22 protein-coding genes are annotated in these 25,255 nt (G+C 71.5%); 9 read left to right on the forward strand and 13 right to left on the reverse strand.

The window, feature by feature from the left end:
- Window positions 1-55: 55 nt before the first annotated feature.
- Window positions 56-1,081, forward strand: coding sequence for a Gfo/Idh/MocA family protein (locus ACZ7P3_RS34555; RefSeq protein ID WP_472087754.1), 1,026 nt, complete (start codon window positions 56-58; stop codon window positions 1,079-1,081).
- Here ACZ7P3_RS34555 and ACZ7P3_RS34560 read toward each other — a convergent pair.
- Together ACZ7P3_RS34560 and ssgD are read right to left on the reverse strand one after the other, a co-directional pair.
- Window positions 1,071-3,098: a phosphocholine-specific phospholipase C gene (locus ACZ7P3_RS34560; protein WP_472087756.1), complete on the reverse strand. Its 2,028-nt coding sequence runs from the start codon at window positions 3,096-3,098 to the stop codon at window positions 1,071-1,073. The two genes, ACZ7P3_RS34555 and ACZ7P3_RS34560, sit on opposite strands and share 11 nt — an antisense overlap.
- A gap of 141 nt (window positions 3,099-3,239) precedes the next feature.
- Window positions 3,240-3,653, reverse strand: coding sequence for a spore wall synthesis regulator SsgD (ssgD, locus tag ACZ7P3_RS34565; RefSeq protein WP_472087757.1), 414 nt, complete (start codon window positions 3,651-3,653; stop codon window positions 3,240-3,242).
- A gap of 348 nt (window positions 3,654-4,001) precedes the next feature.
- On the opposite strand from ssgD, the gene ACZ7P3_RS34570 reads away from it, so the two are divergent.
- A complete protein-coding gene (locus ACZ7P3_RS34570) occupies window positions 4,002-5,432 on the forward strand; it encodes a PP2C family protein-serine/threonine phosphatase (protein WP_472087758.1) in 1,431 nt (476 codons plus the stop codon).
- A gap of 122 nt (window positions 5,433-5,554) precedes the next feature.
- Here ACZ7P3_RS34570 and ACZ7P3_RS34575 read toward each other — a convergent pair whose 3' ends face one another.
- Window positions 5,555-7,048: a DNA-binding protein NsdB gene (locus ACZ7P3_RS34575; protein WP_472087759.1), complete on the reverse strand. Its 1,494-nt coding sequence runs from the start codon at window positions 7,046-7,048 to the stop codon at window positions 5,555-5,557.
- Between the two features lie 371 nt (window positions 7,049-7,419).
- Here ACZ7P3_RS34575 and ACZ7P3_RS34580 point away from each other — a divergent pair, with 371 nt between their 5' ends.
- The gene (locus tag ACZ7P3_RS34580) at window positions 7,420-8,565 is read left to right on the forward strand and encodes an aminoglycoside phosphotransferase family protein (RefSeq protein WP_472087760.1); all 1,146 of its coding nucleotides are present in this window, start codon (window positions 7,420-7,422) and stop codon (window positions 8,563-8,565) included.
- 268 nt (window positions 8,566-8,833) lie between these two features.
- Window positions 8,834-10,804, forward strand: a complete 1,971-nt coding sequence (locus ACZ7P3_RS34585) for an N-acetylmuramoyl-L-alanine amidase (protein ID WP_472087762.1) — start codon at window positions 8,834-8,836, stop codon at window positions 10,802-10,804.
- A gap of 13 nt (window positions 10,805-10,817) precedes the next feature.
- Here ACZ7P3_RS34585 and ACZ7P3_RS34590 read toward each other — a convergent pair whose 3' ends face one another.
- From ACZ7P3_RS34590 to ACZ7P3_RS34620, 7 genes are all read right to left on the reverse strand, one after another.
- Window positions 10,818-11,315 carry a hypothetical protein gene (locus ACZ7P3_RS34590; protein WP_472087763.1) on the reverse strand — a complete coding sequence of 166 codons (498 nt, stop codon included), beginning with the start codon at window positions 11,313-11,315 and terminating at the stop codon, window positions 10,818-10,820.
- Between the two features lie 110 nt (window positions 11,316-11,425).
- The gene (locus ACZ7P3_RS34595) at window positions 11,426-12,328 is read right to left on the reverse strand and encodes a universal stress protein (RefSeq protein ID WP_472087764.1); all 903 of its coding nucleotides are present in this window, start codon (window positions 12,326-12,328) and stop codon (window positions 11,426-11,428) included.
- 166 nt (window positions 12,329-12,494) lie between these two features.
- On the reverse strand, window positions 12,495-12,737 hold the full coding sequence (locus ACZ7P3_RS34600; protein WP_472087765.1) for a DUF397 domain-containing protein: 243 nt from the start codon (window positions 12,735-12,737) through the stop codon (window positions 12,495-12,497).
- Between the two features lie 82 nt (window positions 12,738-12,819).
- A complete protein-coding gene (locus ACZ7P3_RS34605; RefSeq protein WP_472087766.1) occupies window positions 12,820-13,986 on the reverse strand; it encodes a thiolase domain-containing protein in 1,167 nt (388 codons plus the stop codon).
- Window positions 13,983-15,032 (reverse strand): thiolase domain-containing protein, encoded by a 1,050-nt coding sequence (locus ACZ7P3_RS34610; protein WP_472087768.1) that lies wholly within the window; start codon window positions 15,030-15,032, stop codon window positions 13,983-13,985. The genes ACZ7P3_RS34605 and ACZ7P3_RS34610 overlap by 4 nt, the downstream gene beginning before the upstream one ends.
- Complete coding sequence (locus ACZ7P3_RS34615) at window positions 15,029-15,970, reverse strand: Zn-ribbon domain-containing OB-fold protein (RefSeq protein ID WP_472087769.1); 942 nt, start codon at window positions 15,968-15,970, stop codon at window positions 15,029-15,031. Before ACZ7P3_RS34615 ends, ACZ7P3_RS34610 begins: the two co-directional genes overlap by 4 nt.
- 30 nt (window positions 15,971-16,000) lie before the next feature.
- Window positions 16,001-16,801: a crotonase/enoyl-CoA hydratase family protein gene (locus ACZ7P3_RS34620; RefSeq protein ID WP_472087771.1), complete on the reverse strand. Its 801-nt coding sequence runs from the start codon at window positions 16,799-16,801 to the stop codon at window positions 16,001-16,003.
- A gap of 176 nt (window positions 16,802-16,977) precedes the next feature.
- Between ACZ7P3_RS34620 and ACZ7P3_RS34625 the strand changes: the two genes are divergently transcribed.
- Entirely contained in the window at window positions 16,978-18,588 is a 1,611-nt protein-coding gene (locus ACZ7P3_RS34625; RefSeq protein ID WP_472087773.1) for an acyl-CoA synthetase, read from the forward strand.
- A 137-nt stretch (window positions 18,589-18,725) separates the two neighbouring features.
- On the opposite strand, the gene ACZ7P3_RS34630 is transcribed toward ACZ7P3_RS34625, so the two are convergent.
- The gene (locus ACZ7P3_RS34630) at window positions 18,726-19,592 is read right to left on the reverse strand and encodes an alpha/beta fold hydrolase (protein ID WP_472087774.1); all 867 of its coding nucleotides are present in this window, start codon (window positions 19,590-19,592) and stop codon (window positions 18,726-18,728) included.
- A 254-nt stretch (window positions 19,593-19,846) separates the two neighbouring features.
- Here ACZ7P3_RS34630 and ACZ7P3_RS34635 point away from each other — a divergent pair, with 254 nt between their 5' ends.
- The 4 genes from ACZ7P3_RS34635 to ACZ7P3_RS34650 all read left to right on the forward strand — a co-directional run bounded on the left by ACZ7P3_RS34635 (window position 19,847) and on the right by ACZ7P3_RS34650 (window position 23,287).
- Window positions 19,847-20,314 carry a hypothetical protein gene (locus ACZ7P3_RS34635; protein ID WP_472087775.1) on the forward strand — a complete coding sequence of 156 codons (468 nt, stop codon included), beginning with the start codon at window positions 19,847-19,849 and terminating at the stop codon, window positions 20,312-20,314.
- Window positions 20,311-21,558, forward strand: coding sequence for a PstS family phosphate ABC transporter substrate-binding protein (locus ACZ7P3_RS34640; protein ID WP_472087776.1), 1,248 nt, complete (start codon window positions 20,311-20,313; stop codon window positions 21,556-21,558). The genes ACZ7P3_RS34635 and ACZ7P3_RS34640 overlap by 4 nt, the downstream gene beginning before the upstream one ends.
- Window positions 21,559-21,770: 212 nt before the next feature.
- Window positions 21,771-23,066, forward strand: a complete 1,296-nt coding sequence (gene paaK, locus ACZ7P3_RS34645) for a phenylacetate--CoA ligase PaaK (RefSeq protein WP_472087777.1) — start codon at window positions 21,771-21,773, stop codon at window positions 23,064-23,066.
- 32 nt (window positions 23,067-23,098) lie between these two features.
- A complete protein-coding gene (locus ACZ7P3_RS34650) occupies window positions 23,099-23,287 on the forward strand; it encodes a hypothetical protein (protein WP_472087779.1) in 189 nt (62 codons plus the stop codon).
- Here ACZ7P3_RS34650 and ACZ7P3_RS34655 read toward each other — a convergent pair.
- On the reverse strand, window positions 23,230-24,186 hold the full coding sequence (locus tag ACZ7P3_RS34655) for an NHL repeat-containing protein (RefSeq protein WP_472087781.1): 957 nt from the start codon (window positions 24,184-24,186) through the stop codon (window positions 23,230-23,232). The genes ACZ7P3_RS34650 and ACZ7P3_RS34655 overlap by 58 nt on opposite strands.
- A gap of 173 nt (window positions 24,187-24,359) precedes the next feature.
- Complete coding sequence (locus ACZ7P3_RS34660; RefSeq protein ID WP_472087782.1) at window positions 24,360-25,223, reverse strand: SDR family oxidoreductase; 864 nt, start codon at window positions 25,221-25,223, stop codon at window positions 24,360-24,362.
- Window positions 25,224-25,255: the final 32 nt, after the last annotated feature.

Genomic DNA, 25,255 nt, shown 5'->3' on the forward strand with positions numbered 1-25,255 from the left:
CTCCCCGAGCGGCGTACGCTACGGCGTGATCGCCGGCGGGAGGGAGCGCACGCACATGGGTGAGTTGCTGGGCGTGGCGGTACTGGGTGCGGGGCACATGGGTGCCGACCACGTACGACGCCTCGCCGAGGTGGTGAGCGGCGCCCGGGTGGCCGCCGTGGCCGACCCCGAGGTCGAGCGCGCCGAGGAGGCGGTGGCCGGCCTGGACGGCGTCACCGTGCACACGGACCCGGTGGCCGCGCTGGACGCGCCGGGCGTGGCGGCCGTCCTGATCGCCTCGCCCGGACCCGCGCACGAGGAGGCCCTGCTCGCGGCCTTCGAGCGCGGCCTGCCGGTGCTGTGCGAGAAGCCCATGGTGCCGGACTCCACGGGTGCGCTGCGGGTGGTGGAGGCCGAGGCGCGACTCGGCCGCCGGCTGGCGCAGATCGGCTTCATGCGGCGCTACGACAGCGAGTACCGGCGTCTGAAGGCCCTGCTGGACGGGGGCAGCCTCGGCCGTCCGCTGATGCTGCACTGCACCCACCGCAATGTCGCCTCCCCCGCCGGCTTCACCAGCGCCATGCTGGTCAACAGCTCCGTCTCGCACGAGATCGACGCGGCCCGCTGGCTGCTCGGGCAGGAGCTGACGGCGGTCAGCGTGCTGCGGCCGGCCTCCTCGGCGCATGCGCCGGACGGCCTGGCCGATCCGCAGTTCGTGCTCTTCGAGACGGAGCACGGCGCCCTGGTGGACGTCGAGGTCTTCGTCAACTGCGGCTTCGGCTACCAGGTGCGCTGCGAGGCCGTCTGCGAGGCCGGCAGCGCCCGGATCGGCGACGGGCACACCATGGTGGTCACCTCCCGGGGCAGCGCGGCCGAGGACGTGGCGCAGGACTACCTCGTCCGCTTCGCCGACGCCTACGACCGCGAGGTGCAGGCATGGGTCGACGCCACCCGGCGCGGTGAGGTCGCCGGCGCGAGTGTCTGGGACGGCTACGCGGCCTCCGTCGTCGCCGAGGCGGGGGTCCGGGCGCTGGAGACCGGCGGCCGGGTGGCCGTCACTCTCGCCCCGCGCCCGGACCTGTACGGCAAGGTCAGCCGCTGACGCTCGTGGCGCCCGTCTCCAGGTGCCCGGTGAACCGGCGCGACCAGGTCGCGTCCGAGTCGACGGTCACCGTGAAGTCGTACCAGCCGTTCTGGTACGCGACGGCGTTGAAGTAGTCCTCCTTCGAGGCTCCCGCGGCGACGGTGTAGGTCCAGGGACCGTCGGTGCGGTAGTGGTTGGAGGTGATGGTGAACTTCACCGACGACGAGCCCGAGTTGGTCATCCTGAAATAGACGGCGAGCTTGCCCGTGCCGGGCTCCACGGCGTAACGGGTGCTCACCTCGGCCGACTTGCCCGCCTTGGTGGCGTCCCCCTGGAAGCGGCGCAGGAACCGGTTGGGGCCGACCATGCTCAGGTCGTACTTCCCGGAGCCGAAGCCCAGGCCGATGTTGAAGTAGTCGGAGGCCGTGCCGCCCGGGTCGACGGTGTACTGGAAGGGCGTGGTGTCGCGGTTGGCGTTGGGGTGGATGGAGAAGTGCGCCGCCCGGGCCGCCGGGCCGCCCTGGTTGGTCATGGTGAACCAGGCGAGGATCTTGCCGGCGGACCCGAACTCCAGGTGGTCCAGGTATCCGTTCGGCTGGTACGGCAGCGCGCGGGCCGGGCGGGTGCCGGGCTCCTGAGCGGGCAGGGCGTTGTTCGTCGGCGCGGGGTTGGGCAGCGGGCCGCAGGTGTCGATGCCGATGACGCTCGTCGCGGGCAGGGCGACGGAGCCGTGGACCGGGTTGGCGAAGTCGAAGACGCCGGTCAGGTCGCCGCTCACCTTGCGCCGCCAGTCGCTGATGTTGGGGCACTGGGCGGGCTTGCCGAGGGCCGCCGTCCAGGTCTCCAGGAAGCGCAGCACCGAGGTGTGCTCGAAGACCTCCGAGGAGACCCAGCCGCCGCGCGTCCAGGGCGAGACCACGATCATCGGGACGCGGAAGCCGAAGCCGTACGGCACCCCGTTGAGGAACTCGCCGGCGGTCCCGGCGGGCGGGGCCGGGGGCGGGACGTGGTCGAAGAAGCCGTCGTTCTCGTCGTAGTTCAGGAACAGGACGGTCGAGTCGAAGACGTCCTGGTCGGCGGCGAGCGCCTGGTACACGAGATTGACGAAGTGGGCTCCGTCACCGGGCGGGGCGTACGGGTGCTCGGAGAAGGCCTGGTTGGGGACCACCCAGGAGACCTGCGGGAGCGTGCCCGCGAGCACGTCGGCCTTGATGGCGGCCGCGATGTCGTCCGGGGTCGAACCGGTGGCCTTCGGGACGGAGGACATCCCGCGGTCGTAGAGCGGGTCGCCGGCCTTGGCGTTCGTGAAGTTCTTGAAGTAGGCGCAGGCGTTGTCGCCGTAGTTGTCCGCCGCGTTCTGGTAGACCTTCCAGGTCACCCCGGCGGTCTGCAGCGCCTCTGCGTAGTTCTGCCAGGTCAGGCCGGACTCGTCGCCGCCGTCGTAGCTGGAGGGGTCGACCTTGCCGCTCCACAGGTAGGTGCGGTTGGGGCCGGTCGCGCTGAGAGTCGAGCAGAAGTACGCGTCGCAGATGGTGTAGTTGTCGGCGAGCGCGTAGTGGAAGGGGATGTCGGAGCGGTCCAGGTAGCCGAGCGAGCGGACGTTGCCGACGCCCAGGACCCAGTTGTCCATACGGCCCTTGTTCCACGCGGAGTGCTGCGAGGACCAGGAGTGCGGCAGGTCGCCGTTGCACTGGGCGAGGGTCTCACCGTCCTTGCCGCCGGCGGCCGGGGTGGCGCTGAGCTTCCACGGGTACTGGCGGCCCAGTCCGTTCGGCTGGTCGAAGACCGGGTAGCCGCCGCTCAGGGTGATGCCGCTGCGGTCGTCGAAGCCGCGGACGCCCTTCAGCCGCCCGAAGTAATGGTCGAAGCTGCGGTTCTCCTGCATGAGGATGACCACGTGCTTCACGTCCTTGATCGTGCCGGTCGCCGCGGTGGCCGCGGCCGCCGCTGTGCCGCGGGTGCCGACGCCCAGCGCCGCCCCTGCCGCCACGGAAGCCCCGAGCCCCACGAATCCTCTTCGGCTGATCGGTGTCATTCGCCCCGTCCTCGTCGCCGGAGTGCCCCTGCGGCACACCGCGCGCCAGGGTGCACGCGGTGTTCGTCCAGGTCCATAGCTGTGCGATGAGGCACGGGTGAACAAAAGTCAAAGTCGTCGCACCACAGGACCGGGGCCCGCTCAGACCCCGCCGAACAAGGTGCTCAGTCCCCGCTCCACGACCGCCGTCAGGTCCTCCTGCCCGGCCGGCACCGCGGCGTAGGTGTTCATCAGGAACCGGCGCAGCGCCGAGGTCGGGAACTGGATCAGGGCCAGGCCGCAGGGCGAATGGAACTCCAGAACCGTCCGCGTGCGGCCGTACGGCCATATCTGTACGTCCCCGTGTCCCGCCGGGGCCCGCAGCCCCTGGTCCAGCAGGGAGCGCGCGAACGTCCAGGTGACCTCGTCGCCCGCCAGGGTGGCCTCGGGCGGGAAGTCCACGAAGACGGCCAGTGGATCGTCCGCGCTGTAGCGCAGCGTCGCCGACACCGGGACCTCCTGGTCCTCGGCGGTGATCAGACGGGCAAGGGCGGGCTGTTCGATGATGAGGTCCATGCCTATAAGGAGTCCGCGGAGGCCGTTCACAGGACGCTGAATCCGGACAGAGTTGGCGCGCGGCACACGTCGGCGACATCATGGAACACCAGAGCGACGAACATGTGACGGAGCGCCACACCGAAGCACCCGAAGTCGGCCATCTCCCGTAGTACACCTACGACTTGAAGCCTTCTGCGACTACACCTTCGGTACCTTCGGAGCACGCCGGGAAGACTCTGGCATATGCCTGAAGCACCACCGTATCGTGTGTTGCCAAATCCCTTACGGGGCGTCGCGGGCTGTGCGACAGTCGTAACGGTCCCTCCCGTCCCCCGTGGCCGTACCGTCCCCTCATCGGAGTGCGTCATGCCGTCCCCAGTCTCCGCGGACCGCTCAGCCGCCCAGCCGCCCGGGCGCGGCTCGGTCGAGGCGTTGATATCGCAGACGCGGCGGCTCAAGGGTGACGTGGACGCGGTACGGCGGGACGCCCGGAGCGAGGATTCGGACGCCCAGGAGCGCTGGCAGCGGGCTCTGTACGACCTCGCGCTGCACCAACTCGACGATCTGGACGCCCACTTGGCGCAGCTGCGGGACGGACCTCAGCCCGCGCCGGCCGACCCCGTCGACACCCCGGTCGCCCGGCCTGCACCGGGCGGAACCGCGGGCGGTTCGCTGCTCAGCAGGGTCGGCAGCGCGGAGTGGAACCTGCTCACGGACGAGGTGAGCTGGTCCGGGGAGCTGTACCAGATCCTGGGTCTCGACCCGTCCGGCCCCGCGCTGACCCTGGACGAGCTGCCCTCCCTGGTCGTGGAGGAGGACCGGCCGAAACTGACCGCGATGGTGACGGACTGCCTGGTCGACGCCAGGCCGATCGACGGCGAGTTCCGCGTCGTACGGCCCGACGCTGCGGTGCGGACCGTCCATATGATGGGCGAACCCGTGCTCGGCGCCGACGGCAGCACCGCCTCGATGTGGGCCGTGCTGCGGGACGTCAGCGAACTGCGCCGCAGCCAGCGGACGGTGCACGAGACCCGTGACTCGTTGCACCACCACCGCCGGGAGGCACAGACCGAGCACCGGCTCGCGGTCGAGCTGCAGGAAGCCGTGCTGCCGCCATGGCGCGGCTCCTTGCGGCTCCCGCACCGGGGACGGCAGACCCTCGACCTCGCCGCCCACTGTCTGCCGGCCGCCACGAGCACGCTGATCGGCGGCGACTGGTACGACGCGCTGGAGATGTCCGACGGCGCCACCCTGCTCAGCGTCGGCGACCTCACCGGGCACGGCGTCGCCGTCGCCTCGGGCATGGCGATGCTGCTGGGAGCCGTGCGCGGGATGGCGATGGCCGGAACCGAACCCGGCCCGCTGCTCGCCATGCTGAACCAGTTACTCGACGCCACCGTGCAGCCCGCCCTCGGCAGCGCCGTCTGCTGCCGCTACCGGCCGGACACCCGCACCCTGGTGTGGGCACAGGCAGGACACCCCGCCCCGCTGCTGTACCGCAACGGGACGGGGCGCGTGCTGACCGCCCCGGAGGGCGTCCTGCTCGGCGCCACCACGGGCGCCGTCTACGGGCAGGCCGAGGTGACCCTGGAGCCGGGCGACCTGCTCCTGCTGTACACCGACGGACTGGTGTCCGGGCGCAGCGCGACGACCGCTGTGCCCCCTCTGCTCGACCTCGCCCCGGACTTCGGGGCGGCGCGCACCGCGCAGGACTGTGTGCGCACGGTCGTGGCGGAGTTCGGTGGAGCCGGACGTGAGGACGACGCGTGCGTGCTCGTCGCCAAGGTCACCGCATGAGCTGATCTGCCGAGGTCACCGCATGCACTGTTCCGCCGAGGTCACCGCATGCACTGACTCCATCGTCACTGCAGCGGTCACCGCATGAGCTGATCCGCGGCCGGCCGACGGCGCAGGGGCCCCTACGCCTGTGCGCTGTTGTCGTCCCTGCCCTTCGGGCTCGGCAGGGCGAGCCGGATCTCCTCCCGCAGTTCATGGATCTTCGGATAGCCGGCGTACTCCGCGGTGAGCCGGTACATCTGCCGCAGCCGGTCCCAGGTGCGGCGCGAGGAGTTCGAGCCCATCGACATCAGGGCCAGCCGTGCGTAGCGGTCGGCCTGTTCGGGGTCGTCGGCGATGAAGCAGGCCGACGCCATGGAGAGATGGTCGAAGATCTTCGACCGCTCCCGTCCGTCGACGCGCAGGGAAAGGGCCTTGTCCGCGTAGTACTGGGCGTGGACGGCGGCGCCCGGGTCGAACTCGGCGAGCGTGCGGTAGGCGAGGGCCTGCATGCCGTACAGGTCCTCGTCCTTGAAGGTCTGCATCCAGGACGGCGCTTCCACGTCCGAACGGTCGGAGACGAAGAGGTCCTCCGCATGTCCGAGTGTGCGGCGCATGGCCTGGCTCTTGCCCATCGACGCCTGCGCCCAGGCCTCGATGGTGTGGAACATCGCCTTCGTACGCGGCTGGAGGCGCTCCCCCGCGCCCGACTGGGCGAGCTTCATCAGGTCCAGTGCGTCGTCGGGACGGCCGAGGTGCACCATCTGCCGGGCCGCCCTGGACAGGGCCTCCCCGGCCCGCGGCCGGTCACCGCCCTCGCGGGCGGCATGGGCGGCGATGACGAAGTACTTCTGGGCCGTGGGCTCCAGGCCGACGTCGTGCGACATCCAGCCCGCGAGGACGGCGAGGTTGGCGGCGACGCCCCACAGGCGCCGCTGGAGATGGGGTGGATGGTGATAGGCGAGCATGCCGCCCACCTCGTTGAGCTGTCCCACGACCGCCTTGCGCTGGAGCCCGCCGCCACGGGCCGCGTCCCAGGCGCGGAACACCTCGACCGAACGCTCCAGCTCCTCGATCTCCTGCGACCCGATGGGGGCGGCCTCATAGCGGTCGAACCCTGCGGGGTCGGCGTGCAGGGGGTCGTCGAGGACAGGGGCGTCGGCCTTCAGGGTCGGATCGGTGTGCAACCAGTCGTACATGGCGCTGCTGAGTGTGGATCCCGCGGCGAGCGCGGCACCCGCGCCCACCAAGCCGCGTCGGTTGAGCATGAGGTCCATTCCCGTGAATTCGGTGAGGACCGCGGCGGTCCGTTCGGGCGCCCACGGCACGCCGTCGGGATGTTCCGCATTCCCGTCGCCCTGCCGTTTTCCCGCACGCCCGTGCCGTACCAGACCGAGGTCCTCGATGGTCACGACACGGCCGAGACGCTCGGTGAACAGAGCCGCCAGCACCCGCGGTACGGGATCGCGCGGGATCTCTCCCGTGTCGATCCACCGCCGCACCCGGGAGGTGTCGGTCGACAGCTGGGGGTGGCCCATGGCCGCCGCCTGCTTGTTGACCAGCCTCGCGAGTTCGCCCTTGGACCAGCCGGCCAGGCCGAACAGGTCCGCAAGGCGGGTGTTGGGTTGTCCGCTCACGTCAAGCCCCCAGGTTCTCGGCTGAGTTGACAGTAGCCCCGTGGAGGTTGCCGGGCGACTATTCGCCACGGTTCGCCAGGGTGCGCCAGATGGTGTGCCACTGGGCATCGGGTGTCAGGTAGGAAAGCGCCACCCCGACCCGGTCGCCGCTGGTTGTCGCTAGTAGTCGCTAGTGATCGCCGGTGCTGAACGAGTGCATTCCCCAGGGTGCACCCGGGCGACCGGGCCGGGTGGGCGCACGCACTCAAAGCCATCACTTCGAGCGCGGAATCCGCGCACGGAATTCGAGCGTGACTCTGAGCTTCGAGCGTGACTTTGAGCATGGACTTACAGGCAGGCACCGCAGGCACACGAAGGGATCTGTATCTCCCATGTACGCAGCATCGTCCTCCGTGTCCGCTCCGCTCCGGCCGCTGCGTCCCCGCCCGGCGGGCGGCGCACCGTACCTCGACCCGGCGGCGCGGCCGGGAGTCCCCGTGCTCGGCGCGGGCCGGCCACGGCGCGTTCCGGGACAGTCCGGTACCCAACCGCTCAGCGGGAGACTCGACTTGTCCGGTCCGCAGGGAGCACAGCTGCGCACCGCGATCGCCTCGGTGCACCGGATCTGTCCGGAGTTCGCTCCGGTGCAGGTGCTGCGCCGCAGCGGGCGGTCCGTCCTCCTCGTGGGGACGACGGGACGCAGCACGGCCGTGGCCAAGTGTCTCCTGGACCAGTCGCCGGCCTGGTCGGAGCGGATCCGACACGAAATAGCCGCATACCGCGCGTTCGTCCGGCACCGGCCGCCGGTGCGGGTGCCCAGGCTGATCGCGGCGGACCCGGACAACTGCACCTTGGTGATCGAGCGCATGCCGGGCCGGGTGGCGGCGCTCCAGCGGCATCCGGTGGAGGCCCCGCCCCGACCGGACATCCGGGCCGCACTCGGAGCGATCTGCAGGCTGAACGCCTGGCGGCCCCCGGCAGGCATCTTCGACGCTCCCCTGGACTACGCGGCCCGCATCTCCCGGTACCACGAACTGGGGCTGCTGACCGACCGGGACCTGGGCGATCTGCAGAAGCTGCTGCACGGCATCGCGCACGCGGCGGGCCGCCAGGGGATGGGCCAGTTCTGCCACGGCGACGCCCTGCTGTCGAACATGCTGCTGTCACCGGCCGGTCCAGTGCTGGTGGATTGGGAGCATGCGGGCTGGTACCTGCCGGGGTACGACCTGGCGACGCTGTGGCTGGTCCTCGGGGACGCACCGGTGGCCCGGCGTCAGATCAGCCAGATCGCCCAGTCGGCGGGCCCGGCCTCCCGGGATGCCTTCCTGGTGAACCTGATGCTCCTGCTGACCAGGGAGATCCGCACCTACGAGACGGCCGTGCAGCGTTCGATGCACGACGCGACCCCGGCGGCACCGGGCATGGCCCCCCCGGGCGCTGCGCCGTCCGGCGAGGAACAGCGGCTGCTGCTCAGGCGGCTGCACGACGACTGTCAGCTGGCCCGCAGGGCCGTGCGCGCGGCGGTCGGCACTCGCTGACGGGGACGACGGTTCCGCGGTGCGCCCAAAGCGGCGGCGCATCGCGGGCCTTCGTATGTGCGGACCCGGCCGGCGGACGTCCATTGGTGTACGCCACTGACGCTCCGCAGGCCCGCGCAGCAACGCGGCGAAACTCGCCGAAACCCTCCGTGACATGGGGAATCCCTGTCCTGAAAGGCATCATTGACGGATCGTCGGCGAGCGGGTACCACTGTCCCAGCTCGGCGCCGCACGCCCCGCCACGCCACGCCCGTCACAGGAGGCAGCATTGCGAGGTTCCGCCACCGACCCCACGCCCACTCCCGGCCACAGACATCTGCGGCGGACCGCCGGCACTCTCGCCTCCGCGGCCCTGCTGCTGCCCCTGCTCGGCGCGGCCCCCGCCGCGAGCGCCATCTCACCCTCCCCCGCCCGCCTCCAGCACGCCTACGCCTTGGCGGCCGACCGGTACCACGTGCCACAGAGCGTCCTGCTGGCCGTCTCCTACCTCCAGTCCCGCTGGGACACCCATGCCGGGGCGCCCAGCGTGAGCGGCGGCTACGGCCCCATGCACCTCACCGACGCCCGCACCGCGCTCGCCACGACCGAGCACCTGGCCGAGGGCACCGAGGACGCCCGGGGCGACAGCGCCCGCGCGGCCCTGCACCCCGACATCGAGCCGCCGGCGGACTCGGCGCTCCCGGCCCGTCTCAAGACGCTGCCCAAGGCGGCCGAGCTGACCGGACTCACGACAGCGGAGCTGCGTTCCGACCCGGCCGCCAACATCGCGGGCGGCGCGGCCCTGCTCGCGTCCGCCCAGAAAGCGCTCGGCGAACCGCTGAGCGCCGACCCGGCGAACTGGTACGGGGCGGTGGCCCGCTTCTCCGGCGCGGACGACAGGGCGACCGCGGCGGCCTACGCGAACGACGTGTACGACGTGCTGCGCACCGGCGAGGAGCGCACCACGGACGACGGCCAGCTGGTCACCCTGGCGGCTCAGCCGCACCTCGCCCCCGACACCGCCCCGCTGGCGCGGGCCGGACTGCGCACGGTCCCGGCGGACGGCACCGAATGCCCGGCGTCGGTGTCCTGCGAGTGGATCCCGGCGCCGTACGCCCAGTTCGGGGACGACGACTACGGCAACCACGACCTCGGCGACCGTCCGGTGTCACAGCGCATCAAGTACATCGTCATCCACGACACGGAGGGCGCCTGGGACGGGGTGCTCAACCTGATCCAGGACCCCACGTACGTGTCCTGGAACTACACCATCCGGTCCACCGACGGTCTGATCGCCCAGCACGTCAAGGCGAAGGACGTGGCCTGGCACGCGGGCAACTGGGACATCAACGCCCGGTCCGTCGGCATCGAGCACGAGGGGTTCCTCGCCTCGCCGGACGCCTGGTACACCGAGGCGATGTACCGGTCCTCGGCGCGGCTGGTGCGGTACCTGGCCCACAGGTACGGCATCCCGCTGGACCGGCAGCACATCCTGGGCCATGACAACGTGCCCGGACCGACCACCTCGACCATCCCCGGCATGCACACGGACCCGGGCCCGTACTGGGACTGGCGCCACTACTTCCAGCTGCTGGGCCGTCCTTTCACGAGCACGGGCGGCCGGCACTCCGGTCTGGTGACGATCCTGCCGGACTACTCCGCCAACCAGCCGGTGTACACGGGCTGCACCACCCCGGGCCAGCCCTGCGCGGCGCACGGCTCCGACGAGGTGCGGCTGTACTCCGACCACGACGAGAACGCGCCGCTGATCAAGGACATCGGCCTGGGCACGGCACCGACCGACGGCGTGAACGACCTGTCCTCCCGGGTCTCCACCGGTCAGCAGTACGCGGTCGCCGACCGCTGGGGTGACTGGACGGCGATCTGGTACCTCGGGCAGAAGGCCTGGTTCAAGAACCCGCGCAAGGATCCCACGGCGGTGCGCGCGGCCGGTCTCGTCGTCACCCCGAGGGACGGCCTGGCGAGTGTCCCCGTGTACGGCAGGGCGTATCCGGAGAAGGAGGCCTACCCGGCGGGGGTGCCCGCACAGTCGGTGGTGCCGCTGCCGTACACGATCCCGGCAGGGCAGAAGTACGTGGTCGGCGATGTGGTGCCCGGCGAGTACTACTACTCGGTCACCTTCACCACCGATTCGCATCGCGTCGTGGTCGGCAAGGATCTGTACTACGAGATCCAGTACGGCCACCGGGTGGCGTTCGTGCGGGCCGCGGACGTCCGTCCGGAGGGCTCCGCACACTAGCGCGGCCTGCTGGTCAGCCCTGCTGGAACAGCTCCGCCGGGAGCGGCTTCAGCAGGGCGTACAGGTCGTCGGTGATGGGGCGGTCCCAGGCGGCGATGGTCACCAGGATGCCGTCGCTGCGGTCGAACTGGACACAGGAGATGCGGCTCTCGGAGAGCTTCAGACGGCGCACGATCAGCAGGTTGTCGCCCTGGAGGACCGGTGTGTCCTCGGTGCCGACGACGATGACCTCCTCGTCGTTCTCCAGCGCCAGCAGCAGCTGGCCCACCTCGAAGGGGACCTCGTCCTCGGTGACGTCCCGGGCCGGGGAGCCCTCGGGGAGGTTGCCGATGATCATGGCGGGGCCGCGACCGCCGAACAGGTCGTAGCGCAGGAAGACACCCTGGCAGGTGCCGTCGGCGGCGGGCAGCAGACCCGCGCCGAGGTTGCCCGGCCAGTCGCCCGGGTCCATGGCCAGCACGTCGAAGTCGGGTCCCGCAGGAGTGGCGCTGCGGCGGCGGAGGAACGACATGCGGCCATGGTACGTGTACGGGCGTCGTCGGCGACGTGCGGGCGCCCTCCCGGGGCGCGCCCGCACCGTCCGACCGTCACGGAGCGTGCCGGTGCGGGGGCACGGTGGTGTCACTCCTGCGGCGGCGTCGGCGGTACGACCGCCACCGGGCTCGCCGCGTGCAGCAGCACGGCCTGGGTGACCGAGCCCATCATGCGGGCGGGGGCGAGCAGGCGCCGCCGGTGGCGGCCGACGACGACCAGGTCGGCGTCCTTGGACGCGGCGACGAGATGACCGGCCGCGTCTCCGGGCAGGGCCTCCACGTCGGCGCGTACCTCGGGGTGTCGTGTGTGGTGCGGGGCCAGGAAGCCCTCGGCGAGGGTCCGGGTCTCGTTCTCGACGGCGTCCTGGTCGATCGGGGGCGGCACCAGCTGGCCGGGGGCGGACCAGGTCTGCACCGGCCAGGGGTAGGCGGCGATCACCTGGACGCGGGCCTTGCGCAGGGCGGCCTCGGTGAAGGCGAAGTCGAGGGTGGCCTCGTCGGGGCTGTCGGCGTGCACGCCGACGACCACCCGGGGCCCGGGTTCGGCCGGCCCGTCGCCATGCACCTCGCGGTCGGGCGGGGGCACGACGACCACCGGGCACGCGGCGTCGCGTGCGGCGGCCAGGCCGTTGGAGCCGAGCAGCAGGCTGGCGAAGCCGCCGCGGCCTCGCGAGCCGAGGACCAACAGCTGGGCGTCCATGCCGAGTTCGGGCAGCACCGCGCCCGGTACGCCCTCCAGCGCGACGTACTCCGCGGGCGGCGTGTCCGGCTCGTCCCGCAGCAGGGCGCGCACCTCGTCGAGCACCGGGTCGCCCTGCGCGTCGGGCGGCCCGGCGACCAGCACGTCGGCCTGCCCCCAGGCGGCGTACTGCCGTACGTGCACCACCCGCAGGGGTGCCGCGCGGCGGCGGGCGGTGTCCAGGGCCCATTCCAGGGCCCGCCGGCTGTCCTCGGAACCGTCGACCGCGGCGATGACCGGCGCACTGCTCATGTTTCCTCACCTCCGGAACACGACCTTCCCCTTGCCGGGGCCAGCCTCGCTCAGCGTGGGCCCCGGCAGGGCGCTGTTGATCGCGTGTCCGGAAATCCGCTCGCAACACCCCCGGATCGGCTCCCGATGCCGCCCGGGATGCCGGGCGGGCCGGAGGGAAGGGCGCTCAGGTCAGGTCGAACTCGCCTTCCCGTGCCCCGGAGACGAAGGCGCCCCATTCCGCCGGGGTGAAGATCAGGGAAGGGCTCTCCGGCCGCTCGCTGTTGCGCATCGCGATGAATCCCTCGACAAAGGCGATCTGGACATCGCCCAGCCCTCGGCTGCTGGACTGCCACTCGGCCTTGCTGAGGTCCAGCTCCGGCTTGTCCCAGCCCACGAGCGGCTTCTGCTGGGTGGTGGTCTCGGCCACGTCCGTGCTCCTCCCGGTTCGTCGTCCGCGGTCAGCCTAGCGAGCGGTTCCGACCGCGGACAGGCCGTGTCAGCAGGACCTTTCAGGAGCCGGGGGGCTGTGATCCCACGAGCCACATGGAGAAGAACTGCGAACCCCCGCCGTAGGCGTGCCCGAGCACCTTCCGGGCTCCGTCCACCTGGTGTTCCCCGGCCCGGCCGCGGACTTGGAGGGCGGCCTCGGCGAAGCGGATCATGCCGGAGGCGCCGATGGGGTTGGTGGACAGCACACCGCCCGACATGTTGACGGGCAGATCGCCGTCCAGCTCGGTCACCCCGGACTCGGTGAGCTTCCAGCCCTCGCCCGGCTCGGCGAAGCCGAGGTTCTCCAGCCACATGGGCTCGTACCAGGAGAACGGCACGTACATCTCGACGGCGTCGATGTCCCGGCGCGGGTCGGCGATGCCCGCCTGGCGGTAGACGTCGGCGGCACAGTCCTTGCCGGCCTGCGGGGAGACGAAGTCCTTCCCGGCGAAGAGGGTCGGCTCGCTGCGCATGGCGCCGCCGAGCATCCAGGCGGGCGGCCGGGGTGCGCGGGCGGCTCCGGCGCGGTCGGTGAGGACCATGGCGCAGGCGCCGTCGGAGGACGGGCAGGTCTCGGAGTAGCGGATCGGGTCCCACAGCATGGGCGAGGCCTGGACCTTCTCCAGGGTGATGTCGTGCTCGTGGAGGTGGGCGCAGGGGTTCTTCAGAGCGTTGCGCCGGTCCTTGTAAGCGACGAGGGAGCCGACGGTGTCGGGGGCGCCGCTGCGCCGCATGTAGGCGCGCACGTGCGGGGCGAAGAAGCCGCCGGCCCCGGCGAGCAGGGGCTGCTGGAAGGGGATCGGCAGGGACAGGCCCCACATGGCATTGGATTCGGACTGTTTTTCGAAGGCGAGGGTGAGGACGGTGCCGTGGACGCGGGCCGCGACCAGGTTGGCGGCGACCAGCGTGGTGGAGCCCCCGACGGAGCCGGCGGTGTGCACCCGGAGCATGGGCTTGCCCACGGCACCGAGGGCGTCGGCGAGGTACAGCTCGGGCATCATCACGCCCTCGAAGAAGTCGGGCGCCTTGCCGATGACGACGGCATCGATGTCGGCCCAGGTCAACTCCGCGTCCTCCAGGGCGCGCAGGGCCGCCTCTCGGACGAGTCCGGCGATCGACACGTCCCGGCGGGCGGCCACGTGCTTGGTCTGGCCGATGCCTACGACGGCCACGGGCTCCTTGCTCATCGTGGATCCCCTTCGAGTACGGCGACCATGTTCTGCTGCAGGCAGGGCCCTGAGGTGGCGTGGGCGAGGGCGCGGTCGGACGCGCCGCGGTGGATGCGGGCGGCGGCCTCGCCGATGCGGATGAGTCCGGCGGCCATCACCGGGTTGGCGGCGAGGGCACCGCCGGAGGGGTTGACGCGGACACCGTCGCCGAGCCGGAGTGCCTTGCGCAGGACGACCTCCTGCGAGGTGAAGGGGGCGTGCAGCTCGGCGGTGTCCACGGGCCGGTCGAAGGCACCGGCCCTCTCGGCGGCCAGCCGGGTGGACGGCGAGTCGGTGAGGTCGCGCACGCCCAGGGAGTGGGCCTCGATGCGGTGGTCGATGCCCCTGATCCAGGCGGGCCGCTCGCACAGCTCGCGGGCCCTCTCGCCGGCCGCGAGGATCACGGCGGCGGCGCCGTCGCCGACGGGCGGGCAGTCGCCGGTGCGCAGCGGACGCACGACGTAGTCGCCCTGGGGCACCGGACCCTTGTGCTGCGCATGAGGGTTGGCGGCGGCATCGGCCCTGCTGCGGGACGCGACGGCGGCGAGCGCGGGCTCGTCGGTGTCGCCCGCGTCGACGAGGGCCTGGGCCTGGAGGGCGGCCAGGGCCACGGCGTCGGGCCACAGGGGGGCCACGTAGTACGGGTCGAGCTGCCGGGTCAGCACGTCCCGTACCGAGCCCGGTGAGCACTTGCCGTAGGAGTAGACGAGCGCGGTGTCGGCGTCTCCGGTGAGCAGCTTGGTCCATGCCTCGTACAGCGCCCAGGCGCCGTCCATCTCGACGTGGGACTCGGAGATCGGCGGCCAGGCGCCGACGCCGTCCAGGGCGAGGGTGAAGGAGAAGGCGCGGCCGGCCAGATAGTCGCTGGAGCCGGAGCAGGTGAAGCCGATGTCGGCGGTCTTCAGGCCGGTCCGGTCCAGGACCTCGTGCAGCACCGGCATGAGCATCTCGACCTCGGAGGACTCCTCGGTGGAGCGCCGGTGGTCGGTCTGGGCGAAGGCGACGACCGCGATCTCCCTTGTCACAGCAGCTCCTTGTAGGTGTCGTAGTCGGCGTCGGGTTCGCCGGTGGGCCGGTAGTGATCGGGGTAGCGGGCGCCTTGCGTCCACACCGGCTCGACCCTCAGGCCCATGCGCACCTGGTCGTAGGGGATGCCGCCGATCCGGGCGTGCAGGGCGAGGTCCGCGCCGTCGAGCGCGATGTGCGCGTAGACGTAGGGCACTTCTATGTCGAGGTTCTTGGCCTTGATGTTGACGATGCAGTAGGTGGTCACCGTGCCCCGGGGGCCCACCTCGACCTGTTCGGATGTGGCCACGCCGCAGGTGGGGCAGGCGCCTCTGGGCGGGACGTACACCTTGCGGCAGGAGGGGCAGCGCTCGCCGACGGTGCGCTGCGCGGAGAGGGCACCGATGTAGGCGGACTGCGCGCGGCCGGGCGAGTAGGTGTAGTCGAGCCGGGCGGGGGCGACGATCCCGGTGAGCGGGTTCTCGAACTCGCCCGGGTGGCCGTCCGGTTGTTCCGGTGCGCCGTCGTACGGCTCGAAGCACGCGATGTCGGTGATGGCACCGGCGGGTTCCTCGGCCCACCGGATCCGCACCCGCATGCCGGTGCGGACGGCTTCGGGGCCGGGGGCGTCCAGGGCGTGCAGCAGGGCGGTGTCGGCGCCGTCGAGGCGGACCAGGACCCAGGCGAAGGGGGTGGCGAGGGGCTGGCCGCGGCGGGGCTCGTGGTTCCAGGCCCAGGTGGTGACCGTGCCGGTGGGGGCGACCTGCACGAGGTCGCGTATCTCCTCGGCGGTGACGGGGTCGTACTCCACGGGCGGCACCAGGGTGCGGCCGTCGGTGGTCTTCACCCCGAGGACCAGGCGTTCGCGCAGTCCGGTGAGGAAGGCGCTCTGGACGGGGCCGAGGGACCGGGTGAAGGGGAACTCGACCACGAGTGGGGCTTTGAGGACTTCGGGCATCGGGTTTTTCTCCTTCTGTCGCCCGGAGGGTCACGCGCGCTTGTAGACGGGGGGCCGCTTCTCCGCGAAGGCGCGGGCGCCCTCCTTGGCGTCGGCGGTGTCGAAGACCGGCCAGCCGCGGGCGAGTTCGGCGGCCAGTCCGTCGGTCTCGGTCATCTCGGCGCTCTCGTACACCGATGCCTTGACGGCCTCCACGGCGAGCGGTCCGCAGGCGTTGACCTGCTCGGCGATCTCCAGGGCCCGGGCGAGTGCGGTGCCGTCGGCGACGACGTGTCCGATCAGCCCGATGGCGGCGGCTTCCCCTGCGCTGTACGGCCGCCCGGTGAGCAGCATCTCCAGGGCGTGGGTGCGCGGGATCTGCCGCTGCAGCCGTACGGTCGAGCCGCCGATCGGGAACAGGCCGCGCCTGACCTCGAACAGGCCGAAGGTCGCGGATGCGCCCGCGACCCGGATGTCGGTGCCCTGGAGGATCTCGGTGCCCCCGGCCACGCAGTGTCCCTCGACCGCGGCGATCACCGGTTTGCGCGGCCGGTGGTGGCGGAGCATGGCCTTCCAGTGCAGATCGGGGTCGGCCTTGAGCCGGTCGCGGTAGTGCTGCCCCGCCATGCCGTCGCCGGCCAGCGCCTTGAGGTCCATTCCGGCGCAGAAGGTGCCGCCGGCCCCGGTGAGCACGATCGAGCGGATCGTGTCGTCCTCGTCGGCCTCGGTCCAGCCGTCGTACAGGCCGACGAGCATGGGAAGCGAGAGAGCGTTCTTCGCTTCGGGCCTGTTGAGCGTGAGCACCAGAGTGGCGCCTTCGCGCTGCACGGTGAGGTGTTCCGTCCCACCCATTGCCCATCTCCCCTCGGTAAGAACGAGAACAGGTTGCAGGAGGCGGGGAGGCACTTCAAGGGTTTTCTGACAGACAGTCAGATTTCCTTGCGCGGACCCTTCACAGTTGCCGCGCCCTTTGCTCTGATGACCGGCGAACCGGTGGATCGCCAGGCCGTCGGAGGTCAGGAGGAGCGGTGGAGTTCAATCTTGCCGATCTGTTCGAGTCGGTCGTCGACGTGGTACCGGACCGCGAGGCCCTGGTGTACCTCGACCATCCCGGCACCGGCGCGGAACGGCGCCTGACCTACGCGGAGCTGGACGCGGCCGCCAACCGCATCGCCCACCACCTGATCGACAGCGGGATACGGCCCGGGGAACACCTGGGTCTCCACCTGTACAACGGTGTCGAATACCTGCAGACGGTCCTCGGCTGCCTCAAGGCGCGGGTCGTTCCGGTCAACGTCAACTACCGCTATGTGGAAGATGAGTTGGCGTACCTCTACCAGGACGCCGACCTGGCCGCGCTCGTCTTCGACGCGGAGTTCGGCGACCGGGTGGCGGCGGCGCTGCCCCGCGCGCCGGAGCTGCGGCACCTGCTGCGGGTGGGCGGGCCGGCCGAGGTACCCGGCGCCGTGGCGTTCGCAGAGGCCGAGGCGTCGGGTTCGCCCGGGCGGGGTTTCCCGGCCCGGTCGGGCGACGACCAGTTCATCGTCTACACCGGCGGCACGACCGGCATGCCCAAGGGGGTGATGTGGCGCCAGGAGGACCTGTTCTTCGCGGGTCTGGGCGGCGGGGCGCCGACGGGCGAGCCGGTGAAGACGCCGCAGGAGCTGGCCGAGCGGGTCGCGGCCGGCGGGTCGGGGATCACCTTCTTCCCCACTCCCCCGCTGATGCACGGCACCTCCACCCTGACCGCCTTCATCGGCTTCAACTTCGGCCAGCGGGTCGTGCTGCACCGCAAGTTCGTGCCGGAGGAGGTGCTGCGCACCGTCGAGAAGGAGAAGGTGACCAGCATGTCGCTGGTCGGGGACGCGATGCTCCGGCCGCTGATCGACGCCCTCAACGGACCGATGAAGGGGACGGACTGCTCGGCGCTGTTCAGCGTGTCCTCGTCGGGTGCGATCATGTCGGAGACCGTGCGCCGGCAGTTCCGGGAGCTGGTCCCGAACGCCCTGCTGCTGAACAACTTCGGTTCCTCCGAGTCGGGCTTCAACGGAACGGCCACGGACGACTCGGGCCCCGAGCGGGGTTTCCGCATCCGGGTCAACACCCGTACCCAGGTGGTGGATCCGGCGACCCACGAGCTGGTCGCGGCGGGCGAGATCGGCCGGGTCGCCCAGTGCGGCCATGTGCCGCTCGGCTACTACAACGACGTCCGCAAGACCGCCGAGACGTTCTTCGAGAAGGACGGGGTGCGCTGGGTGCTGCTCGGCGACATGGCGACGGTGGACGAGGAGGGTGTGGTCACCGTCCTCGGCCGGGGCTCGCAGTGCATCAACACCGGGGGCGAGAAGGTGTACCCGGAGGAGGTCGAGCAGGCGCTCAAGGCCCATCCGGACGTCTACGACGCACTGGTCGCCGGGGTCCCGGACGCCACCTGGGGCAACCACGTGGCGGCCGTGGTACAACTGCGCGCGGGCGCACGACGGCCGTCGCTGACCGACATCCAGGACCACTGCCGCACCCGGCTCGCCGGTTACAAGGTCCCGCGCCAACTGGTGATCACGGACTCCATCCAGCGCTCCCCGAGCGGCAAGGCGGACTACCGGTGGGCACGGGAGGTGGCGGTGGCCGCGGACCGGTGAGCCGCCGGCCGCGTCGTCGGCCCCCCCTTCGCCCCCCGTCGCCCCCCTTCGTCCAGCCGGGCCCTCGGCCGAGGAACCACGCCACGGCGGCAAGGAACTCTCCGGCCGTGCCTCATGCACCGCGGATGGCCCGCACCCTATTCAGCCGGCGGCACGGCCGCCGCCCCGCTCCCGTCGAGAAACGCGGTGACACGGTCGGCGAACCACTCCGCGTCGTCCAGCCAGGGATAGTGGCCGGCGCCGGGCTGGACGGTGAACTCGGCGACCGGAAAAGCCCCGGCCGCGCGCCGGGCGAGGGCGGGGTCCGGGCCGCCGTCGGCTCCGCCCGCGTACACCAGGACCGGGGCGGTCAGGGCGGCGAGCGCGGCACGGGTGGCGTCCGGGGTGAAGGCACCCTCACCGAAGTACCGGTCGCCGGCCTCGTCGTTGGTCTGCTCCTCGGCGGCCCCGTCATGGGTGCGCGCGGCGTCGTCCCAGCGGCCGTAGAAGAACGGCATGAAGACCTCGTCGAAGTCGCCGCGGCCCGTGAGCCACGCCTCGAACCCGGGGAACGCCTGCGCGAACCACGGCTCGTCCGCCCTCAGCCGGGCCGCGGCCAGCCGTTCCTCGGGCGTCGTCCGCATACCGAGGGCCGAAGGATTGGGAGTGATCAACGCCAGCCGACGCACCCGGTGGGGGTAGCGGGCCGCGTAGAGGATCGCCAGGCAGGCGCCCGCCGAGTGGGCCAGCAGGTCCATGCGGTCCAGGCCCATGTGGGCGCGCCACGCCTCCACGTCGTCGACCATCCGGTCACAGCGGTACGTCGCCGGGTCGGCCGGTACCGCGGAGTCCCCGGTGCCCCTGAGGTCGAGCAGGGCCAGGCGGCGGCGGGCGGTGAGCCCGCCCAGGTCGCCGAGGTAGGCGGAGGCGCGCATGGGCCCGCCGGGCAGGACGGCGAGGGTCTCGCCCTCACCCCGGAAGTGGTGGGCGAGCCTGGTGCCGTCGGCTGTGGTGAAGGTCGGCATGCGGTGATCATCCTGTTCCGGCCGCCCCGGCCGCAACGGCTTTGCGCATCGGGCGGATTCGCGGCTGCTTGCACGGCGGGCGTTCGCGGTGCGGCTCCCTGCACTGCGAGCGTTCGCGGGGGGAGCGGGATCGATGGACTCGCGAAGCCGCGACAACGCCGGCCGGGCCGCGTATCGCGCAAGTGGCCCCTCTTGCATGTGTGGCTGCCGGTAAGCTCCTGAAGGACTCACACGGGCCGGGACGGGGGCGAGCCGTGGATTCGATGGCGCTGTTGTCATTAGGGGCTGTGGGCGGGTCACTACGCGGGTTCATCGACGCCTACACCCAGACCATGGCCTGGCGCACGGCCCGCCGTGAACACCTCAGGGCAGCGACGACGACGGCGACGGCCGGCCGGCTCAACGCGGCGGCACGACCAGGGCTGGGAGAGTTCTTCGACCCGGTACCGGAGATCGCCGCAGGGGTGTTCCACATGGTGCTGGGGGCCGGTGCCGCCTCCGTGTTCGGACTTTCGGGGCAGATCAACGGCGCCTACGCAGCCATTGCCGTCGGTGTGTCGGCACCGGCCCTGCTGATCCATCTGGGTCAGGTGCCCGCAGTCAACGAGGCGGTCGCCGGAGCACCGCGCCCGCCGGCCCCGTCGATACCACAGCCACCACAGCCGCCACAGCCGCCCGCTCCGGCCGCCGACGCACCACCGGCGCGGGAGTCGGCCCCGTGACGGCGTCCGCCTCCTTCGTGCGCCGGGCCGTCGCCGCGGCGCTCGGCCTGCGCCGCGTCCGCGGCGGCCGTCCGCGCCCGGTGGGCAGGGCCGTACCGCATCCCCTCGGCCGTCGCGTGATCGCGGCGATCCTGGGCATCCCGTTGCACGACCGGCCGTTCCCCGCACCCGCGCCCCGCTCCCCTTCGATCCGCACGGACGCGGCACCGGAGCACCCCTCACACGTATGGGACCTCGATCCGGCGGTTCTCCTGCCGGGCGTGTCGCAGCACGGTGCGTCACCTGCCACCCGCCACCTGCGGTTCGGCTGGATCGTCGGCGGCCTGGCCACGCTCCTGGTGGGCGTGACGGCCTCCTCCCTCGTGACCTACCAGGCGGCACAGCCCCCCGAGGGCGCCACTCCGGTCGTCTGCGCCCAGGGCACGCTCGGCGTCGTCGGCGACGCCTCGTTCCAGCCGTCGCTGCAAGCCGCCGCCGACGCCTACCGACAGCACTGCCGCGCGCTGGACTTCCACTTCCGGATGGCAGGCTCGACGGCGGGTCTGGAAGCCCTGAAGTCCGCGAAGCCCAACGGCACCCTGGTGGCGTTCACGGAGGGACCCGGCGGGGACACGGATTCCACGGCTCTGCAGCGCCGGCCCGTTGCGGTCCGCGCCTTCCACGTCGTGGTCAACCGTGAGGTGGGTGTCACCTCGCTGACCACGGCGCAGTTGCGGGCGATCTACCGCGGCGACTTGAGCAACTGGGCGTCGGCCGGAGGGAAGGAGCTGCCGATCCGGATCGTCAGCCGGGCCGCCGACTCGGCGACCCGGTCGGTCTTCCAGCGAACGGTGCTCGACGGCCTGGGCGAACCTCCCGCGTCCTCCACCGACTGCCTCACCCGGACCGACCCCCACGCCGAGGCGCTCCGCTGCGAGACGGACTCCGCCGCCGAGGTGCTGGACAAGGTCCGGCATGTTCCCGGTGCCATCGGTTACGTCGAGGAGGGCCTCAACGGTTCGGACCCGCAGGGCGATGCCGTATCCATCAGGATCGACGGGGTGGAGCCCGACCGCGCCGCGATCGAGAGCGGCACATATCCGTTCTGGGCCGTCGAGTACGCCTACACCTTCCCCGGTCTGCCGCAGGACAGCCCGGCCGCCTCCTTCCTCGCGTTTCTGTCCACGCGGGACGGTGCGGATGTGCTGAGCAAGCGGGGCAGCATCCCCTGCGACGCGGAGACGGCGCGTCTGTGCGGCACTTGACCTCGCAGGGAGCGGGGACGGGGACGGGGCCGGGGCTTCCGACGCCTGGAGATGCCGTACTCCTGCCCCGTACGCCCCTTGCGTCCCAGGTCCGGCCGTGAAAATCCGCGCACATCCCTTGCCTGGAACCGGACGGCCTGAATTACTGGCCCCGAACAGATCGACCGAATGATCGGTCGTCCGGAATGCTCGGTGGTGAGGGAGACGTCCCGATGACGGATGCGACGGACATGCTCGACGCGGGCGAGCGGCTCGGGGCCGCGGAGCTGCGGGCGCTCCAGCTGGAACGGCTGCGTGCCTCGCTGCGGCATGCCTACGACCACGTGCCCTTCTACCGGGACTCCTTCGACAAGGCCGGCGTCCGCCCGGAGGACTGCCGTTCGCTCGCCGACCTGGTGCACTTCCCGTTCACCACCAAGAGCGACCTCCGCGAGCACTACCCCTACGGCATGTTCGCCGTGCCCCGCGAGCGCATCCGCCGCCTCCACGCCTCCAGCGGCACCACGGGCCTGCCCACGGTGGTCGGCTATACGGACAACGACCTCTCGGTGTGGGCCGACATGGTGGCGCGGTCGATCCGGGCGGCGGGCGGCAGGCCCGGCGACACCGTGCACGTGGCCTACGGCTATGGACTGTTCACCGGGGGCCTGGGCGCCCACTACGGCGCCGAACGCCTGGGCTGTACGGTCGTCCCGGCGTCCGGCGGCATGACGGCCCGCCAGGTCCAGCTGATCCGGGATCTCGAACCCGGCGTCATCATGGTCACGCCGTCGTACATGCTGACGCTGCTGGACGAGTTCGAACGGCAGGATGTGGATCCGCGCGGCACCTCGCTACGGGTCGGCATCTTCGGCGCCGAGCCCTGGACCGAGCAGATGCGCCGCGAGATCGAGGAGCGGTTCGCGATCGACGCCGTCGACATCTACGGACTGTCCGAGGTGATCGGCCCGGGGGTCGCCCAGGAATGCGTCGAGACCAAGGACGGCCTGCATGTGTGGGAGGACCACTTCTATCCCGAGGTGGTCGACCCGGTCACCGGCGAGGTGCTGCCGGAGGGCGAGCGGGGCGAGCTGGTGTTCACCTCCCTCACCAAGGAGGCCATGCCGATCGTCCGGTACCGGACGCGGGACCTGACCCGGCTGCTGCCCGGCACGGCCCGCGTGTTCCGGCGGATGGAGAAGGTCACCGGGCGCAGTGACGACATGGTGATCCTGCGCGGGGTCAACCTGTTCCCGACCCAGATCGAGGAGATCGTGCTGCGTACCCCCGGTGTGGCTCCGCACTTCCAGCTGCGCCTCACCCGGGAGGGCCGCCTCGATTCGCTCACCGTGCGCGCCGAGGCCCGCCCCGGCGCCACGCCCGAGGTACGGGAGGCGGCGGCCCTGTCCATCACCGCGGCCGTGAAGGACGGCGCCGGCGTGTCCGTGGACGTGGAGATCGTGGACCCGGAGACGCTGGAGCGGTCCGTGGGCAAGATCCGCCGGATCGTGGACCTGCGACCGCGCTAGGTGCACAAGGGCGGCCACCCACGCGAACAGGCTTGCTGGACGTCTTCGGCTTCCTGGACGTCTTCGGCTTCCTGGACGTCTTCGGCTTCCTGGACGTCTTCGGCATCCTGGATTTCGTCGGCTTCCTGGATTTCGTCGGTTCCGCCGGAAGGAAGGCTGTGCCTCAGTGCAGGCGGAGGATCCGGGCGGAGAGCAGGTTCGGATCGGTGGTGGTGAAGTAGGCGGCGTCGGCGATGTACACGGTGTCGCCGCGGCGCGCGAGGGAGGTGGGGTTCTGCAGCCCGTCGGCAGCGGTGAGGACCACGGTGTGCGAGCCGTCGGAGCGGACGAGTTCGACTCTGCAGGCCTGGTTGTCGGCGACCAGGACGCCGTCCCCTTCGCCGGTGAAGGCGAAGTCGTCGACCGTGCCCAGGCCGGTGGCGACGGTGCGGACCGGTCCGGGCGCGCCGTGGCGGCCGATCGGGACGCTGAGCAGCGTTCCGTGATCCATGTTGGTGATCCACACGGCGTTGTCGTGGATCTTCAGTCCGTTGGCACCGAACGCACCCGGTCCGGCGGCGAGTTCGGGTGCCTTCTTCCAGATCGCCGCCGCTCCGCCGGCGAGCGGTATGCGCCAGATGGCGCCGAGTGCGGAGTCGCTCGCGTAGAGGTATCCGTGGTGCAGGGCGAGGCCGTTGGGGACACTGCCGGCCGGCATGGCTGCCACCCGGCTCGGGCTGCCGCCCGGCGGGATCCTCCACAGGCCGGTGAGGTCGTCGGTGCCCGCCGAGTAGAGGACGTACAGGGTGCCGTCCGCGAGCCGGACGATGCCGCCGGCGAAGGCACGGCCGGTGAGCGGCGCGCTGGTCCCGTCCGGCGGGGCGGGCAGGGTGGCCAGCACCTCCAGCCTGCCGTCCGGTGTGAGCCGGTCGATCCGGTGGGCGAAGGACATGGTCAGGTCGATGGAGCCGTCGGCCTCGATCGTGAGGTTCTCGGGCTGGCTGCCGGCCGCCAAATCGAGGTGCCGCACCGTCCGTACGTCGACGAGCGGCGAAGTCGCTGCCGACGCCGGTACGGCGCAGCCCGCGAGAACGGCGGTCACTGCTGCGGCGAGGATCGGGATCCTGCTGATGGGTTGCACGGGGTTCTCCCAGCTCGTCCCGCGCCCGAAGAGGCGCGGGGAATGATGAGGTCAGGTGGCCGGTCGGACGCCGGTGGGGCATGGCCGACGCCCGCCCTGGCACCTGGTTCGGACGGCATCCCGCAGGGCGGGGCCGGTGAGTGTTCTCAGCTCTTGCCTCAGGCCTCGATGCTCTAGCCGTGGGCCTCGACGCCCTTGCCGTGAGCCTCGATGCTCTTGCCGTGGGCCTCGATGGAGAGCGGCTCCCAGGTGCGCCAGGTCTCCAGCCGCGTCCGGTACTCGGCGGTCGCGGTGGCCAGTGGTCCGTCGCCGAAGAAGATCCGCAGCGGCGGCTCGTCCGCGTCGACGAGCCGGAGCACGGCGGCACGGGTGGCGGCCGGGTCGCCGAGCGTTCCGTGCCGCTGCCGCCTGGCCCGCTGGACGTGCATCAGGAGCTCGGCGTACGCGGAGTTCGGGGTCGCGGTCCTGGCGGACGGCCCGCCGAAGTCGGTGGCGTAGGCGGCCGGTTCGATCAGCGTGACCTTGATGCCGAACGGCGCGACCTCTTGGGCGAGTGACTGACTGAGGCCCTCCAGGGCCCATTTCGAGGCCGCGTACATGCCGGAGTTGGGGAAGGCGCAGACGCCGCTGATCGAGCTGACCTGCAGGATGTGCCCCGAGCCCTGCTCGCGCAGGAGGGGCAGCGCGGCCTGCGTCACCCAGAGCGCGCCGAACAGGTTGGTGTCCAGCTGTCTGCGGGCCTCGCGCTCGCTCATCTCCTCGATCATGCCGAACTGTCCGTAGCCGGCGTTGTTGACGACGATGTCGAGCCGGCCGAAGTGGTCCCGGGCCGCGCGCACGGCCTCGAAGACTGCGGCGCGGTCGGTGACGTCGAGCCGCAGCGCGAGGACGAGGTCGCCGTAGACCCTGACGAGGTCGGCGAGATCCGCCGTGTCGCGAGCCGTTACGGCCACTCGGTCGCCGCGTTCGAGGGCGGCGATGGCCCACTCGCAGCCGAAGCCCCTTGCGGCACCGGTGATGAACCAGATCTTGCTCATGTGTGCTCCAGTACAGGTGGCGGGCAGGCCAG

The organism is Streptomyces sp. NPDC107581 (assembly GCF_055657175.1).